Here is a 15,756-nt window from a genome sequence, read left to right on the forward strand (position 1 = left end):
GTCCGGACGGTTCTGTGACCCAGGTCTCGTCCCTCCCTCACCGGTCGCGATCGGTAGGATGTGACGCGGTGTGCCGGGAAGTCTGGTCGGCGTCCTTCCGACGACCCTTCAGGAGCCGATCGTGCAGAACGACAACACCGTCCTCGGGCGAGGTTCGTGGGGCGAGACGTCCCGGATCGCAGCGCTGCTGCGCCAGGAGACCGTCGGCGGCTTCCTGCTGATCGGTGCCGCGGTCCTGGCGATGGTGCTCGCGAACTCGCCCGCCGGAGACGCGTACGTCGATCTCCGCGACTTCGAGATCGGGCCCGAGGCGCTCCATCTCCATCTCAGCCTCGGCACGTGGGCCGCCGACGGGCTGCTGGCCATCTTCTTCTTCATCGCCGGTCTCGAGCTCAAGCGCGAGCTGGTCGCCGGCGACCTCCGCGACCCTCGCCGGGCCGCGATCCCGATGATCGCCGCCGTCGGCGGCATGGTGGTGCCCGCGCTCATCTTCGTGGCCGTGAACGCCCAGACGGGCGGCGACGCGCTCCGGGGCTGGGCGATCCCGACCGCGACCGACATCGCGTTCGCGCTGGCCGTCCTCGCCGTGCTCGGATCCTTCCTCCCGTCGGCCCTGCGGACGTTCCTCCTGACGCTGGCGATCGTGGACGACCTCCTCGCGATCGTCGTGATCGCCATCTTCTACACCGACGACCTCGACATCGTGTTCCTGGCAGCGGCTGCCGTCCCGATCGCGGTGTTCGCGGTGCTCGTCCAGCGGCGGGTGCGCGCACCGTGGCTGCTCCTCCCGCTCGCCGTCACGGCCTGGGCACTCGTGCACGCGTCGGGGGTCCACGCCACGGTCGCCGGCGTGGTGCTCGGCTTCACCGTCCCGGTGCTGCGCAGCGAGGCCGCGGGGGGACCGGAGGCCGGACCCGGGCTCGCCGAGTACTTCGAGCACCGGTGGCGGCCCATCTCCGCCGGCATCGCCGTCCCCGTCTTCGCGTTCTTCGCCGCCGGCGTCGACGTCGGCGGCATCAGCGGCCTCGTCGAGGCCAACCGGTCGACGATCACGTACGGCATCCTGCTGGGCCTGGTCGTCGGCAAGACGGTCGGCATCTTCGGCGCGACCTGGCTGACCGCGAGGTTCACCCACGCCCGTCTCGACCCCGACCTCGCCTGGGTCGACGTCGTGGGCGTCGGACTGCTCGGCGGCATCGGCTTCACGGTCTCGCTGCTCATCGGCGACCTCGCGTACGGCCTCGGGTCGGAGCGTGACGACTACGTCAAGATCGGTGTCCTCGAGGGCTCGCTCCTGTCAGCGCTCGTGGCAGCGGTCCTGCTCACCGCACGCAACCGGCACTACCGGAGGGTGGCCGAGAGCGACGCGGTCGACGCGGACGACGACGGGATCCCGGACGTGTACCAGCGCCGGGACGACCAGTAGGCGTCCCGAACGCGTTTGACCGGCAGCGGCGCCACGACGACACTCGGGCCATGCCGCTGTCTCTCGTCCCGGTGCACCTCCCTGCCTCGCTCTCCTCCTCGGAGGCGTGGGCGCTTCGCGGTGTGGTCCGGGTGCGCGAGGCGATCGAGCGAGCGATCGTGGGACACGCGGACCTCGTTCCCGACCTTGCGCTCTCGGCCGAGATGATGGCGGACCGCGTCTACCGCCCCCTCGACCGCTGGGTCGCGGTGGCCGACGACGCGCGGACGCCCGAGTCGGTCGTCGGCCACGGCTCCCTCCGACTGCCGCAGGTCGGCGAGACCGACGTGGCGATCGTGGATGTCGGCGTCGACCCCCGCTGGAGGGGCCGCGGTGTCGGGACGAGCCTCGCCGAGCTCGTCGCCGCCGAGGTCCGCGCCGCGGGGCGACGCGTCGTCCAGGCCGACACCACGCACCCACGCAGCGCGGACCCCGACCACGACGTCCTGCGTCCGACCACCGGGGCCGGCACCGTGGCCGTCGACGCGTCCACCCGCTTCGCCCGCGCGCACGGATTCGTGCTCGAGCAGGTCGAGCAGCAGTCCACGCTCGACCTCCCCGTCCCGGCCGGCCGCCTTGCGGGCCTCGCGCAGGAGGCCTCGCGCGTGGCGGGCGCGGCGTACCGGACGCACGTGTGGGTGGACGAGGTGCCCGAGGAGTGGGAGGAGCAGTACGCGCTCCTGATGACCCGGATGACGACCGACGCCCCGGCCGGAGGAATGGACCACAGCGAGGATGCGTGGGACGTCGCGCGGCTGCGCGACGCGACGGCGCGGCGGCAGGCCAGCGGACGGGTCGCCGTCATCGGGGTCGCCGAGCACCGACCGTCGGGCACGCTCGCGGGCTACTCCGTCGCGGAGGTCATGGGCTCGCGTCCTGAGTCCGCCATCCAGGCCGACACGCTGGTGCTCGGGGAGCACCGCGGCCACCGCCTGGGGATGCTCATCAAGACGTCCCTGATGGGGGCCTTGAGCTCGCTCCGCCCGCAAGCGCGCCGCATCCACACCTGGAACGCGCACGAGAACGCGCCGATGATCGCGATCAACGTCGCGCTCGGCTACCGCCCGGCGAGCGTCGCGGCCCAGTGGCAGCTGCGCCTCGACCAGGCGTAGCCTCGTTGTCGATCTCGGCGCATGCTGTTCGTTACCTGGGTGAAGGCCCCGAACGGCGGGACCCGACCGAAGGAGATCCGATGTCCGAGCGCTACCTCTTCATCCTCTTCGACGACGAGTCCACGTGGGTCGACGCGACCCCGGCGGAGTGGGACGCGTTGATGGCCGCGCACGAGCGGTTCAGCAAGGCCGTCGAAGCCGCGGGGGCGATCGACCACGGTGGCGAGGCCCTCCAGCCGACGACCACCGCCACCACCGTGCGTACGGGCGCGGAGCCGGTGGTGACCGACGGTCCGTTCGTCGAGTCGAAGGAGGCCTTCGGCGGCTACTACGTCATCGAGTGCGACGGCCTCGACACCGCGCTGGCGCTGGCCAAGCAGTGCCCGAGCGCGGTCGTCGAGGTGCGGCCCATCATGGCCGTGTGATCGGCTGCCGATGACGGACGTCGCGGACGTCGTCGCGACCCTCCACCGTGACCACTGGGGCCGTGTGGTCGCGGCGACCGTCCGCACCGCGGGCGACCTCGACACCGCTCAGGACTGCGCGCAGCACGCGTTCGAGCGCGCCCTCGCGGCCTGGGACCGTGACGGCGTCCCGGCCAGCTCCGTCGGCTGGCTCGTCCGGACGGCCCGCAACCACGCCCTCGACCTGCACCGCCGGGCGGGCTCGTTGCGCGACCGGCTGCCCGACCTCGCCCAGCGCGAGGAGACTCGGCACCTCGACGACCCAGCGGCCCGATGGAACGACGACCTGCTGCGGCTCGTCTTCACGTGCTGCCATCCTGCGCTGGCCGAGCAGGACAGGGTGCTGCTGACGCTCCGGGTGGTCTGCGGGCTGCCGACACCGACCGCCGCAGGCCTGCTGCTGCTCAAGCCGGCGACCGCCGCCGCCCGCATCACCCGGGCCAAGCAGAAGATCGCCGCTGCCGGCATCCGGTACGCCGTGCCGTCCGCCGACGACCTGCCGGACCGACTCGGCGCGGTCCTCGAGGTCGTGCACCTGGTCGCGACCGCGGCGCACGAGCGTCCGCGCGACCCGGAGACCGACGCGCTCGAGGAGTCGTCGCTCGCCCTCGCGACCAGCCTCGCGGAGATCTTCCCCGACGAGCCGGAGGTTCTCGGGCTGCTCGGGCTCGTGCTGTTCACACAGGCGCGCACGCGGGCCCGCCGCGCCGCGGACGTGGTCCTGCTCGACGGCCAGGACCGCGGGTCGTGGGACCCCCGGCTGATGGCCGGCGGCCGGGAGGCGACCAGCCGCGCGATCGAGCGGGCGATGGCGCGCGACGGCCGTGCGGGCAGGTACGCGCTGCAGGCGGCGATCGCCGGGGTGCACGCCGAGGCCGCGAGCGTGGAGACGACCGACTGGCCCGCCCTGCTGCGGCTGTACGACCGGCTCGTCGAACGGTGGCCGACCCCCGTCGTACGGCTCAACCGCGCGGTGGCGGTCTCGTACGTCGAGGGCCCCGAGGCAGCCCTCACGGCGCTGGAACCGGTCGCGGGCGAGCCGGGCCTGCGCGAGTACGCCTACCTCCCGGCCGTACGCGCGCGCCTGCTCGCCGACGTCGGACGGCGTGACGAGGCAGCAGACGCCTACCGGCGTGCGATCGCGGTCGCCGGCGACGACGCCCAGCGCCGTTTCCTCAAGGAGCGGCTGGACGCGCTCAGGCCTTGACGCCGACGTCGTGCAGGTGGTGCGCGGCGTCGTGCAGGAAGTAGCGGGCGAACGTCGTCACCGTGAACGACGCGCCGTCGGAGCGCCGCCCCGTACGGTCCCACTGGTCGCCGTCGACCGCGTCGAACGCCGTGGCCACGAGCGCCGCCTCGCGCGCGAGGTCCTCGGACACGACAGCGGGGTCCTGCTCGCCGTAGCGTTCGGCCACGGCGGTCGCGTCCTGGTCCCAGTTCGGGTAGAGCGGGTCGTCCTCGTCGAGCATCAGGTCGAGGCGCTCGTGGTAGAGCGCGAACACGTCACGGACGTGGCAGGCGTACTCCAGCGGTGACCACGTGGTGTCGTCCGGACGCTCGCGGACGTCGTCGCGCCGCAGGACCTCCGCCCACGGCTCCGCGTACGCCCGCACGCGCGCGCCGACCTCGCCGCGACCGACGGCCGTGGGGTCGTACCCGCAGTCCGAACAGGTCTCGCGGGTCGTCCAGGTCCAGTCCTTGGTGTCTGGAACGATGCCCACAGGTCACTCCCACTCGATGGTGCCGGGCGGCTTGCTGGTGATGTCGACGACCACGCGGTTGACCTCGCTCACCTCGTTGGTGATGCGGGTCGAGATGCGCTCGAGCAGCTCGTACGGGAGACGGCTCCAGTCGGCCGTCATCGCGTCCTCGCTGCTGACCGGGCGCAGGACCACCGGGTGCCCGTACGTCCGACCGTCGCCCTGGACGCCCACCGACCGGACGTCGGCCAGCAGCACCACGGGGAACTGCCACACGTCGCGGTCGAGGCCGGCGGCGGTGAGCTCCTCGCGGGCGATCGCGTCGGCGTCGCGGACGATCGACAGACGCTCCTCGTCGACTGCACCCACGATCCGGATGGCGAGCCCCGGCCCCGGGAACGGGTGACGCCACACCATCGCAGCCGGGAGGCCGAGCTGCTCACCGACCTGGCGCACCTCGTCCTTGAAGAGGGTGCGCAGCGGCTCGATGAGGCTGAACTCGAGGTCCTCGGGGAGGCCACCGACGTTGTGGTGGCTCTTGATGTTGGCGGCGCCCTCGCCGCCGCCCGACTCGACCACGTCGGGATAGAGCGTGCCTTGGACGAGGAACTTCACCGGCGCGCCGGGCGTCTCGAGGATCTCGCGCTCGGCGGCCTCGAAGGTACGGATGAACTCGCGCCCGATGATCTTGCGCTTCTCCTCGGGATCGGTGACGCCGGCGAGGTGCCCGAGGAACTGCTCGCGCGCGTCCACGACCTTCAGGTTGACGTCGGTCGCCTCGACGTAGTCGCGGACGACCTGGTCGCGCTCACCCTTGCGGAGCAGCCCGTGGTCGACGAAGACGCAGGTCAGCTGGTCGCCGATCGCGCGCTGGACGAGCGCTGCTGCGACCGACGAGTCGACGCCACCGGACAGTGCGCAGATCACCCGGGAGTCGCCGACCTCGGCCCGGATGCGGTCGACCTGCTCGTCGACGATGTTGACCATCGTCCAGGTCTGACGGCAGCCAGCGATCTCGACGAGGAAGCGCTCGAGGACTCGCTGCCCGTGCTCGGTGTGCAGGACTTCCGGGTGCCACTGGACGCCCGCGAGCCCGCGGTCGACGTCCTCGAAAGCCGCGACGGACGCCCGGGGCGACGAGGCGGTGACGGAGAACCCGGCCGGCGCGGCGGTGACCTCGTCGCCGTGCGACATCCAGGCCCGCAGGCTGTCCGGAAGCCCGGCGAGCAGCACGCCGCGCTCGCCGACGGTGACGTCGGTGCGGCCGTACTCGCGCTGGCCGGTGCTCGCGACGGTGCCGCCGAGGACCTGGGCCATCGCCTGGAACCCGTAGCAGATCCCGAAGACCGGTGTGCCCTGGGCGAACAACGCCGGGTCGAGTCGAGGTGCGCCGTCCTCGTAGACCGACGACGGCCCACCGGACAGGATCACGGCCTTGGGCTTCTTGGCGAGCATCTCCTCGACCGGCATCGTGTGCGGCACGATCTCGGAGTAGACCTTCGCCTCGCGGACGCGCCGGGCGATCAGCTGGGCGTACTGGGCGCCGAAGTCGACGACGAGGACCAGGTCGTGGTCAGGAATCTCGGTCACGCCCCCGATCCTATCGAGCGACGCCACCACCGCTCCGACGCGCCGTGTGCGGCCCGGCCGACGGCGTGTGCCGTCATCGGACGAGCATCGTTCCTCTCAGCCTGATGTCCCGCGACGACGATCCGACATAGATCCGGACACGGCCCTTGGGCGTGACCCAGCGGCCGCCGACCTCGTTGTCGGAGACACGCCAGTACGACAGAACGCGGTCGCTCCCACCCGGATTCACGCGGATGCGCACGGTCTTGCTCTGGCCGGGCCGTAGCGTCACGCGTGCCCACCCCGCGAGCTGCCGCGGAGGTGTCGACACGGAGGTGGGAAGACGTCCGTTGTAGAGCTGCACCACTTCGGTGCCCGTCCGCCTGCCGGTGTTGCGGACCCGGACCGCGACCACTCCCGCCTTCCAACCGCGCGGGTTCTTGATTCGCAGGTTCGAGTAGCGGAACGTCGTGTACGAGAGGCCGTGTCCGAACGCGAAGGCCGGTGTCAGGCGCTCGGCGTCGTAGCCGCGGTAGCCCACGCCGACTCCCTCGTCGAATCTCACCGTCGGGTTGGCGATGTTGAACCCGAGCGACGGGTTCTGGATGCCGATCTCCTCCGGCTGCGACTCCGTCGCCGGGAAGGTGAGGGGGAGCTTCCCGCCGGGGTTCACGTCGCCGTAGAGGACGTCCGCGAGCGCTGAGCCCTGCTCCTCACCCGAGAACCACGCCTCCAGAAGTGTGGGAACACGGTCCCGCCACGGCGTGAGCACCGGACCGCCCGTGGCGAGCACGACGACGGTGTTCGGGTTGGCTCGCGCGACGGCGCGGATCAGGCGGTCCTGGTCCTGAGGCAGCTGCAGAGAGTGCAGATCCGTCGCCTCGCCCTCCAACGTGGAGGCGACCACGACAGCGACGTCGGCTTCACGCGCTGCGTCGACCGCGTCCTGGATCTGAGGCGAGGCGCTCGCCGTCGGCGGCTCCCACGCGAGCCGGACGGTGGGCCCGGGCACATCCGAGCCGCAGCACTGACCTGGGGTGTCGTCCTGGTAGGTCAGCCGGATCTCGTAGTCCTGCCCAGCGACGAGATCGATGGGTTCCAGGTAGTTGTTGAGGCCGACCTGGTTCTCCTCGACGAGGGTCTGACCGTTCACGGTGAGCTTGAAGGTGCCCATCCCGCGGACGCCCAGCTGGTACGTCCCGCTCCGCACCGGCCGCAGCGAGCCCTCGTACAGCGCCGTCATGGGCTGGGTGGCGAAGGTGAGCGAGATCAGCGGCGCCGGGCTCGGGTTGAGTCCGAAGATGCCGATCAGGCCGCCGGTCCCGGTGCGATGGTTGACCTGGTCCTCGATGCGCACCTCGGAGGGGTTCTGCGGGCTGTCGCCCTGGAAGCCGACGAAGTACGAGGCGCGCACGCCGCGCTCATCACCAGACGCCCCTGCAGGGGTGAGGACCGCCGACGGCACGGGTGCCGGTCCACCGAGCGTGTCGCCGTACCGCGTCGTGTCGGCGCCCTCGGAGTAGGTGACCTCGGCCGCGGACCGTTCGGTGATGCCGTCGACGATGGTCGTGAGGCGGCCAGGGTTCGGCACCGACGGGCTGCCGAACATGTCGATGTACCGGTCGGCATCGGGCCCGATCAGAGCGATCGAGTCGTTCGGCGACAGCGGGAGCGTCCTGCGGCGGTTCTTCAGCAGCACGGTTCCCTCTGCCGCGACGCGGCGCGACAGCTCGGCGCCGTCGTCGAGCATGAAGGCCGGCACCACACCGCCGGGCACGTCCGCCGACGGGACGTCGAGCGCCCCGGGTGGCGGGTTGTCGATCACGCCCTGCTCGAAGAAGGTGCGCAGGATGCGGTGCACCATGTCGTCGAAGCGCTCCTCGCTCAGCGTGCCGTCGGCGAGGGCCTGCTCGACCGACGCGCGGCCGAGGTCCGGGGCGCAGATGTCGACGCCCTGCGTGTAGGCCGTGTAGTCGGGGCAGGCGTTGAAGTCGGAGGAGACCCAGCCGGGGAAGCCCCAGTCGTCCTTGAGGATGTCCTGCACAAGGTGGCTGTTCGCGCACGCGTACTCGCTGTTCACCTGCTGGAAGGCGCACATGATGGCGCCGGGGTTCGCGCTCTTGACGATGTGCTCCCACGGCCGCGCGAAGATCTCGTGCAGCGCCCGCTCCTCGATGAGCTGGTTCACACCCTGCCGCGACGTCTCCTGGTAGTTCCCGACGTAGTGCTTGGCCAGGGAGTACACGCCCTCCTGCGCCTGTACGCCCTCGACCACCGACGCCGGGAGACGTCCCGCAAGCAGGGGATCTTCGCTGAAGGACTCCCCTCGACGGCCGAAGTGAGGGCTGCGGATGATGTCGGAGGTCGGAGCAGTGGCGCCGGCGAATCCGGTCCGCCACGACTCGCGACCGATCTGCACTCCGTACTCGCGTGCGAGTGCCTCGCTGAACGTCGAGGCCAGCGAGATGCTCTTCGGGAGGGCGGTGGTCGGGGTGTTGAGGGAGTCGGCCAGGCTGACACCGCAGCAGCCGTCCTTCTCCTTGCGGGACGGGATGCCGAGCTCGGGGATCGGTGTGGACGGGTTCGCCTCGAACAGGTTGAGCTTCTCCTCGGTCGTCATCACCGCGGCCAGCGCTTCGGCTCTCTCGTCCGCGGTCAGGCGTGGCGCCAACCACCGCTCGTCATCACGATCGTCGGAGGAAGAGTCTGGGGCGGAGACGGAGGGTTCGGAGGCGTCGATCCCGGATCCTTGTGCCGGGATCCCGAAGACCAGCAGGGCCGGCCCGATCAGTCCCGCAATGACAGCTGCTCGAAAGGTTCCGCTCGACAACGCCATACGATCCCCCCATAAATTGGGCGGGATGTGACTTAGATCACATCCCTTTTAGGATGCTATGTCTGGTTTGTCCCCACTGCAATGCATCGGATGCGCGGCGCACCGTTCACGGGATGTCGCGAAGCTCAGGCGGCCCCCGCGCCGCCCTCAGCTGACTCCGACGATGGGGAGGCGCAGCGCCGCCGGGGCGTCCGCGGGCACGACGGGGCTCTTCGGCGTGACCGCCTCGAGACGCGCGTACGCCTCCCCCGCCGCCGGCCGCTGGTCCTCCTCGCCCTTGTTCGGCCAGAACGCCATCGCGCGCTCGGCCTGCGCCGTGATCGTGAGCGACGGGTTGACGCCCAGGTTGGCGCTGATCGCCGCTCCGTCGACCACGTGCAGGCCCTCGTGGCCGTAGAGCCGGTGGTACGGGTCGATGACGCCGGACTCCGGCGAGTCTCCGATGGCGCACCCGCCGATGAAGTGGGCGGTGAGCGGGATGTTGAACGGCTCGCCGATCGTCCCGCCGGGCCACCCGTCGATCTTCTCGGCGGTCCGGCGCACCGCGTCGTTGGCCTTCGGGATCCAGCTCGGGTTCGGCTCACCGCTGCCCTGCTTCGACGTCAGGCGCATCCGTCCGGTGAACCGGCCCTTCTTCATGGAGGTCGTGATCGAGTTGTCGACCGACTGCATGACGAGCAGGATGATCACGCGCTCGGACCAGTGCTTGAGGTCGTACAGCTCGCGGACGTTGCCCTTCTGCGCCCACAGCTCCTTCAGCCACGACTGCCACCGCGGCCGCGGACCGTCGCCGTCGGTCAGCACGGTCTGCAGCAACGACATCGCGTTGGAGCCCTTGCCGTAACGGACGGGCTCGATGTGGGTGACCTCGTCGGGGTGGAACGACGAGGTGATCGCGACGCCTTTCGAGTAGTCGACGTCGGTGCTGCCCGCGATCGCGCCGAGGAGCGACTCGGAGTTCGTCCGGGTGAGCACACCGAGCCGGTCAGAGATCCGCGGGAGGGTGCCCTGCGTCCGCATCCGGTGGAGCAGCTTCTGGGTGCCGAGCGCGCCCGCCGCGAAGACGACCTGGTCGGCCGTGAAGCGGCGCGGGACACGGCGCCGGCGGTTCGTACGGCGCGTGTCGACAGCGTAGCCACCACCCGGCAAAGGGCTCACGCTCGTCACGGTGGTCAGTGCGTGCACGGTCGCCCCGGCCTGCTCGGCGAGGTAGAGGTAGTTCTTGACCAGCGTGTTCTTGGCGTTGTGCCGGCAGCCCGTCATGCACTCGCCGCAGTGGGTGCAGCCGGCGCGGTCGGGTCCGGCGCCGCCGAAGTAGGGATCCGCGACGGTCTCGCCCGGCCCACCGAAGAAGACGCCGACCGGCGTCGGGTGGAAGGTCTCGCCGACGCCCATGTCGTCGGCCACCTCACGCATGACCTCGTCGGCGGGCGAGACGAGCGGGTAGGTGTTGACGCCCAGCATGCGCTTCGCCTGGTCGTAGTACGGCGCGAGCTCGGCCTTCCAGTCGGTGATGTGCCCCCATGCCTTGTCGCGGTAGAACGGCTCGAGCGGCTCGTACAAGGTGTTCGCGTAGACGAGGGAACCGCCGCCGACCCCGGCCCCCGACATGATCATGACGTCCTTGAGGACATTGATCCGCTGGATGCCGTAGCAGCCGACCTCGGGTGCGAAGAGGTACCGCCTCAGGTCCCAGGACGTCTCCGCGAAGTCCTCGTCGGCGAACCGGGCACCAGCCTCGAGGACTCCGACCCGGTAGCCCTTCTCGGTGAGTCTCAGCGCCGTGACGCTCCCGCCGAAGCCGGAGCCGATCACGAGGACGTCGTAGTGCGTCGAGGCGAGGTCGTGGGTCACAGCGTCAGCGTATGACCCCGGTCACGGTCTTGCTACCCCCGGGTAGGGAATACTTCATCATCGATGTCGTATTGAGACCCGGTGTGTTGAGGGGCGTGGCCGTCAGGCGCGACCGGCCTTCTTGAGCAGCCTGAGCGCCGCGGTGATCGTCCGCTGGTACGCCGCGTCGCTGACGAAGCGCGGCGCCGTCAGCGGCAGGAGCCGCTGGTTGGCGACGGACTGCGTCTCCGTGTAGCGCAGGATGCCCTCCGCCCCGTGGCGGCGCCCGATCCCCGACTCCCGCATCCCGCCCATCGGCGCGTCGATCGTGCCGAACGTCGCGGCGAACCCCTCGTTGATGTTGACCGTGCCTGCCTTGATCTGGCGGGCGAGTGCGCGGCCGCGGGCGATGTCGCGGGTGTAGACCGCCGCGTTCAGCCCGTACGACCCCGCGTTGGCGCGGTCGACCGCCTCGGACTCGCTGCCGAACCGGTAGAGCGACACGACCGGACCGAAGGTCTCCTCGCCGAAGCACTCCATCATCGGGTGGACACCCTCGAGCAGGGTGGGCTCGAAGAAGTACGGCCCGACGTCGGGCCGCGGACGGCCACCGGTGAGCACGGTGGCGCCCTTGGACACCGCGTCCGCGACGTGCCGCGTGACGGTGTCGAGCTGACGCTGCGAGACCAGCGATCCCATGTCGCCGTCGTACGCGATCGCGGCGGAGAGCTTCATCTTCTCGACGCGCTTGACCAGCTTGGTGACGAACCGGTCGTAGACGGCGTCCGCCACGAACAGCCGCTCGATCGACACGCACAGCTGACCCGCGGAGGAGAAGCAGCCCCGGACGGCACCCTCGACCGCGCGATCGACGTCGGCGTCGGCGAGGACGAGCATCGGGTTCTTGCCGCCCAGCTCGAGCGAGCACGAGACGAGCCGCTGTGCCGCCTGCGCCGCGACCCGACGCCCGGTGGCCGTGGAGCCGGTGAAGCAGACGTAGTCGGCGCGGTCGATGATCGCGCCACCGATCAGCGGCCCGTCACCGCTGACGAGCTGCCACAGACCGGCCGGGAAGCCCACCTCGCGGAAGAGGTCGATCGCCGCCAGCGCGGACAGCGGCGTCTGGGCGTCAGGCTTGTGGACCACCGCGTTGCCCGCGGCGACCGCCGGCAGGCCGTCGGAGATCGCCAGCGTCAGCGGGTAGTTCCACGGCGAGATGATGCCGACGACGCCCTTGGGGATGCGGTTGACGCGCGCCTGGGTGAGGAGCGGATACACCCCGGGGACGCGACGGGTCTTGAGGTGCTTGTGCAGGGTGCGGGCGTAGTAGCGGGCGGTGAGCGCCACGTGCAGCACCTCGTCGAACGCGTGCTTGCGCGCCTTGCCGGACTCCCACTGCACGAGGTCCATGAGGTCGTCGGCGTGGTCGAGCACCGCGTCGTGCAGGTCGAGGAGCAGCGCCGCACGGTGGTCGAGCTCGGTACGCGCCCACGTCCGCTGGGCGACCCGCGCGGCCGCGAAGGCGTCCTCCACGTCTCCGACGTCGGACACCGCGAGGGTCGCGATCGGCTGGCCGGTGAACGGCGCGTACGTCGTCGCGCTCTCACCCGAGGTCGCGCGCAGGGCCGGAGCGAGTCGTCGGACCACGGCCGGATCGACGGCGAACGTGGCTGCCGGGTCGTGCTCGGGATCGGCAGGCAGCGCGGGAGGAGTCGAGGCGCTCGGGTCGCGGGGTGACATGCCGTCACTGTAGAGCCGAGGTCACCCCACCGCTACCTCGCGGTAACGGATGCGCCACGCGCGATGGCGCATCGCCTGTCGCGGGGGCGCGTACGTGCACGGCGGGTCACCTTCTGCCGAAGATCCGCTTCGTGATCTCGCGCGCGAACGTCCGACCTGCCTCGCCCATGGCCCGGTCCAGCGGCGACATCCGTGTGGACCGCGACCCGCTGCCCGACCGGCGCTTCGGCTTCGGGTCCGGCTGCTCGTCCCAGCCCTCCGGATACACCTCACCGGACTGACCGCGGCGCTCCTCACCACCAGCCGCAGACGGCTCGGTCGCCTGCCCGGCCTTGCGCTGCTCGAGCACGCTCGCCGCTCCGCGGTCCGCAGCGGCCGCCGTCCCGTACCGCGCCTGCAACGGCGAACCTTGCGCGGCGGCCGCCATCGCGTCGCTCGGCATCGGTTCCATCGACCCCTGCGGCGCGCGTACCCGCGTCCACGCGACCGGCGACGGAGCACCCCTCTCGTTCATCACGGTCACGACGGCCTCTCCCGTCGCCAGGGACGTGAGGACCTCGCCGAGGTCGTACGACGAGGTCGGGTACGTGGACACGGTCGCCCTGAGCGCCTTCGCGTCTGCGGGCGTGTGCGCTCGCAGCTGGTGCTGGATCCGTGAGCCGAGCTGTGCGAGCACGTCACCGGGGACGTCCTTCGGCGTCTGGGTCACGAAGAAGACGCCGACGCCGCGCGAGCGGATGAGGCGGACGGTCTGCACGACGGTGTCGAGGAAGTCGTCGGAGGCGTCCTTGAAGAGGAGGTGGGCCTCGTCGAAGACGAACACCAGCTTCGGCTTGTCCGTGTCGCCGACCTCGGGCAGCTCCGAGAACAACCTGGTCAGGAGGTACATCAAGAAGGTCGAGAACAGCTCCGGCTGGTCGGCGACCGACGGCACCTCGAGCAGCGACACGATCCCGGTGCCGTCGTCGGCCACCCGGAGGAAGTCGGAGACGGCGATCGACGGCTCTCCGAAGAAGCTGTCGGCACCCGCGTCGGCGAAGGCGATCAGCTCTCGCAGGATCACCCCGGCCGTCGCCTTCGAGAGCCCACCGAGCTCGGCGAGGTCCGCCTTGCCTTCGGCGCTCGTCAGGTGCTGCACCACGGCGCGGAGGTCCTCGATGCGGATGAGCGCGAGGTCTCGCTTGCGCGCGTAGTGGAAGACGAGGCCCAGCGACGACTCCTGCGTCTCGTTCAACCCCAGCACCTTGGCGAGGAGGGTCGGCCCGAGCTCCGCGACCGTCGCACGGATCGGGACGCCGGTCCCGACACCACCCAGGCTGAAGAACTCGGTACGGCTCCCGGTCGGCGTCCACTCCTGGCCGATGCTGACGCAACGGGCGGTGAGCGCCTCGCTCGGCGAGCCGGGGACCGCGATCCCGGAGAGGTCGCCCTTGATGTCGGCCGCGAACACAGGAACGCCGTGCCCGGCGATCTGCTCGGCCAGCACCTGCAGGGTCTTGGTCTTGCCCGTCCCCGTGGCGCCGGCGACCAGGCCGTGCCGGTTCAGCATCGCCAGCGGGATCCGTACCTGCGCCGCGGGTCGAGCCTCGCCGTCCTCGACGAGGGCGCCGATCTGGAGCGCCGCGCCCTCGAACGCGTACGCGGCAGCGACCGTGCGGGCGAGCTCGCTCTGGGTCTCCCCGTCGGCTGCGGCGGCACCGGCCTCCCGCTCGGTCGCCTCCCGCTCGGTCGCCTCCAGCTCGTCGGCCCGACGGCGCGCATCGTCGGCGCGCGCCTGGGCTTCGCGGAGAGCCCGCTCGGCCTCCTCGGCCGCCTTGCGCGCGTCGTCGGCGTCGTCACCCATGCCCACATCCAAGCGCCGACCGCGCGGGACGGCACGTCGACGGGCACGGCGCGCCGCCACCGACGCGGCTACTGGACGACGACCGCCACCCGCTGGAACTCCTTGAGCTCCGTGTAGCCGGTGGTCGCCATCGCACGCCGCAGGGCACCGATGAGGTTCATGGTGCCGTCCGAGACGGTGGACGGGCCGAAGAGCACGGACTCGAACGACCCGACGGTGCCGAGATCGATCCGCTGCCCGCGGGGAAGATCGGCGTGCCAGGCCTCGGCGCCCCAGTGGAAGCCACGGCCCGGTGCCTCCTCGGCACGGGCGAACGGCGAGCCCACCATGACCGCGTCCGCGCCGCAGGCGATCGCCTTCGTGAGGTCACCGCTCACGCCCACCGAGCCGTCGGCGATGACATGGACGTAGCGCCCGCCGGACTCGTCGAGGTAGTCGCGACGCGCCGCGGCGACGTCGGCGACCGCGCTGGCCATGGGAACGGCCAGGCCGAGCACCTGCCGGGTCGTGTGGGCGGCACCGCCGCCGAACCCGACGAGGACGCCCGCGGCACCGGTGCGCATGAGGTGGAGCGCGGCCTGGTGGGTCGCGCAGCCGCCGACGATCACGGGGACGTCGAGCTCGTAGATGAACTCCTTGAGGTTCAGCGGCTCGGTCTGCCCGGAGACGTGCTCGGCGGACACCGTCGTCCCCCGGATGACGAACAGGTCGACACCCGACTCGACGACGGTCTGGGCGAACTGCTTGGTGCGCTGGGGCGAGAGCGCACCCGCGACCGTGACCCCGGCCTCACGGATCTGCTTGAGACGCTCGTGGATCAGCTCGGCCTTGATCGGCTCGTCGTACATCTTCTGGAGCCGCATCGTCGCCTCGCGCGGCTCCAGGCCCGCGACCTCCTCGAGCAGCGTCGACGGGTCGTCGTAGCGGGTCCACAGACCCTCGAGGTCGATCACACCCAGCCCACCGAGCCGCCCGAGCTGGATGGCGGTCTCGGGGGACATCACGGAGTCCATCGGGGCGGCGATCACGGGGATGTCGAACCGGTACGCGTCGATCTGCCACGCCGTCGACACTTCCTCGGGGTCACGGGTCCGGCGGCTCGGCACGATGGCGATGTCGTCGAACGCGTAGGCCCTGCGGCCGCGCTTGGCGGCGCCGATCTCGATGTCCATGCCTGGCAGTCTAGTGAGGCGG

Annotated in this window: 11 protein-coding genes; 4 read left to right on the forward strand and 7 right to left on the reverse strand. The window is 71.0% G+C overall.

All coding sequences use genetic code 11. The features are described 5' to 3' along the window. Window positions 1-121 precede the first annotated feature (121 nt). From nhaA to AB3M34_RS18260, 4 genes are all read left to right on the forward strand, one after another. Window positions 122-1,426 (forward strand): Na+/H+ antiporter NhaA, encoded by a 1,305-nt coding sequence (gene nhaA, locus AB3M34_RS18245; protein ID WP_370616096.1) that lies wholly within the window; start codon window positions 122-124, stop codon window positions 1,424-1,426. Window positions 1,427-1,476: 50 nt separating this feature from the next. After that, on the forward strand, window positions 1,477-2,577 hold the full coding sequence (locus AB3M34_RS18250; protein WP_370616098.1) for a GNAT family N-acetyltransferase: 1,101 nt from the start codon (window positions 1,477-1,479) through the stop codon (window positions 2,575-2,577). Between the two features lie 80 nt (window positions 2,578-2,657). Further along, window positions 2,658-3,002, forward strand: coding sequence for a YciI family protein (locus tag AB3M34_RS18255; protein ID WP_370616099.1), 345 nt, complete (start codon window positions 2,658-2,660; stop codon window positions 3,000-3,002). A gap of 10 nt (window positions 3,003-3,012) precedes the next feature. Continuing rightward, window positions 3,013-4,248 carry an RNA polymerase sigma factor gene (locus AB3M34_RS18260; protein WP_370616101.1) on the forward strand — a complete coding sequence of 412 codons (1,236 nt, stop codon included), beginning with the start codon at window positions 3,013-3,015 and terminating at the stop codon, window positions 4,246-4,248. Here AB3M34_RS18260 and AB3M34_RS18265 read toward each other — a convergent pair. From AB3M34_RS18265 to AB3M34_RS18295, 7 genes are all read right to left on the reverse strand, one after another. Further along, the gene (locus tag AB3M34_RS18265) at window positions 4,238-4,762 is read right to left on the reverse strand and encodes a DinB family protein (protein WP_370616102.1); all 525 of its coding nucleotides are present in this window, start codon (window positions 4,760-4,762) and stop codon (window positions 4,238-4,240) included. The two genes, AB3M34_RS18260 and AB3M34_RS18265, sit on opposite strands and share 11 nt — an antisense overlap. Window positions 4,763-4,765: 3 nt before the next feature. Further along, window positions 4,766-6,331: a glutamine-hydrolyzing GMP synthase gene (guaA, locus tag AB3M34_RS18270; RefSeq protein WP_370616103.1), complete on the reverse strand. Its 1,566-nt coding sequence runs from the start codon at window positions 6,329-6,331 to the stop codon at window positions 4,766-4,768. A gap of 73 nt (window positions 6,332-6,404) precedes the next feature. After that, window positions 6,405-8,981, reverse strand: a complete 2,577-nt coding sequence (locus AB3M34_RS18275; RefSeq protein WP_370616105.1) for a glycoside hydrolase family 3 protein — start codon at window positions 8,979-8,981, stop codon at window positions 6,405-6,407. 312 nt (window positions 8,982-9,293) lie between these two features. Beyond that, window positions 9,294-11,000, reverse strand: coding sequence for a GMC oxidoreductase (locus AB3M34_RS18280; protein ID WP_370616107.1), 1,707 nt, complete (start codon window positions 10,998-11,000; stop codon window positions 9,294-9,296). 102 nt (window positions 11,001-11,102) lie between these two features. Then, complete coding sequence (locus AB3M34_RS18285; RefSeq protein ID WP_370616109.1) at window positions 11,103-12,719, reverse strand: succinic semialdehyde dehydrogenase; 1,617 nt, start codon at window positions 12,717-12,719, stop codon at window positions 11,103-11,105. A gap of 106 nt (window positions 12,720-12,825) precedes the next feature. Further along, a complete protein-coding gene (locus tag AB3M34_RS18290) occupies window positions 12,826-14,562 on the reverse strand; it encodes a helicase HerA-like domain-containing protein (RefSeq protein ID WP_370616111.1) in 1,737 nt (578 codons plus the stop codon). Between the two features lie 68 nt (window positions 14,563-14,630). After that, window positions 14,631-15,734, reverse strand: a complete 1,104-nt coding sequence (locus AB3M34_RS18295; protein WP_370616113.1) for a GuaB3 family IMP dehydrogenase-related protein — start codon at window positions 15,732-15,734, stop codon at window positions 14,631-14,633. Window positions 15,735-15,756: the final 22 nt, after the last annotated feature.

This window comes from Mumia sp. Pv4-285 (assembly GCF_041320275.1).
In the GTDB taxonomy this organism is placed as follows: Bacteria; Actinomycetota; Actinomycetes; order Propionibacteriales; family Nocardioidaceae; genus Mumia; species Mumia qirimensis.

Bases quoted from the DNA above. Each gene is read 5' to 3' on its own strand.
- AB3M34_RS18250 (WP_370616098.1), top strand. From the start codon at position 1,477: ATGCCGCTGTCTCTCGTCCCGGTGCACCTCCCTGCCTCGCTCTCCTCC.
- AB3M34_RS18255 (WP_370616099.1), top strand. From the start codon at position 2,658: ATGTCCGAGCGCTACCTCTTCATCCTCTTCGACGACGAGTCCACGTGG.
- AB3M34_RS18260 (WP_370616101.1), top strand. From the start codon at position 3,013: ATGACGGACGTCGCGGACGTCGTCGCGACCCTCCACCGTGACCACTGG.
- AB3M34_RS18285 (WP_370616109.1), bottom strand. From the start codon at position 12,719: ATGTCACCCCGCGACCCGAGCGCCTCGACTCCTCCCGCGCTGCCTGCC.
- AB3M34_RS18290 (WP_370616111.1), bottom strand. From the start codon at position 14,562: ATGGGTGACGACGCCGACGACGCGCGCAAGGCGGCCGAGGAGGCCGAG.
- AB3M34_RS18295 (WP_370616113.1), bottom strand. From the start codon at position 15,734: ATGGACATCGAGATCGGCGCCGCCAAGCGCGGCCGCAGGGCCTACGCG.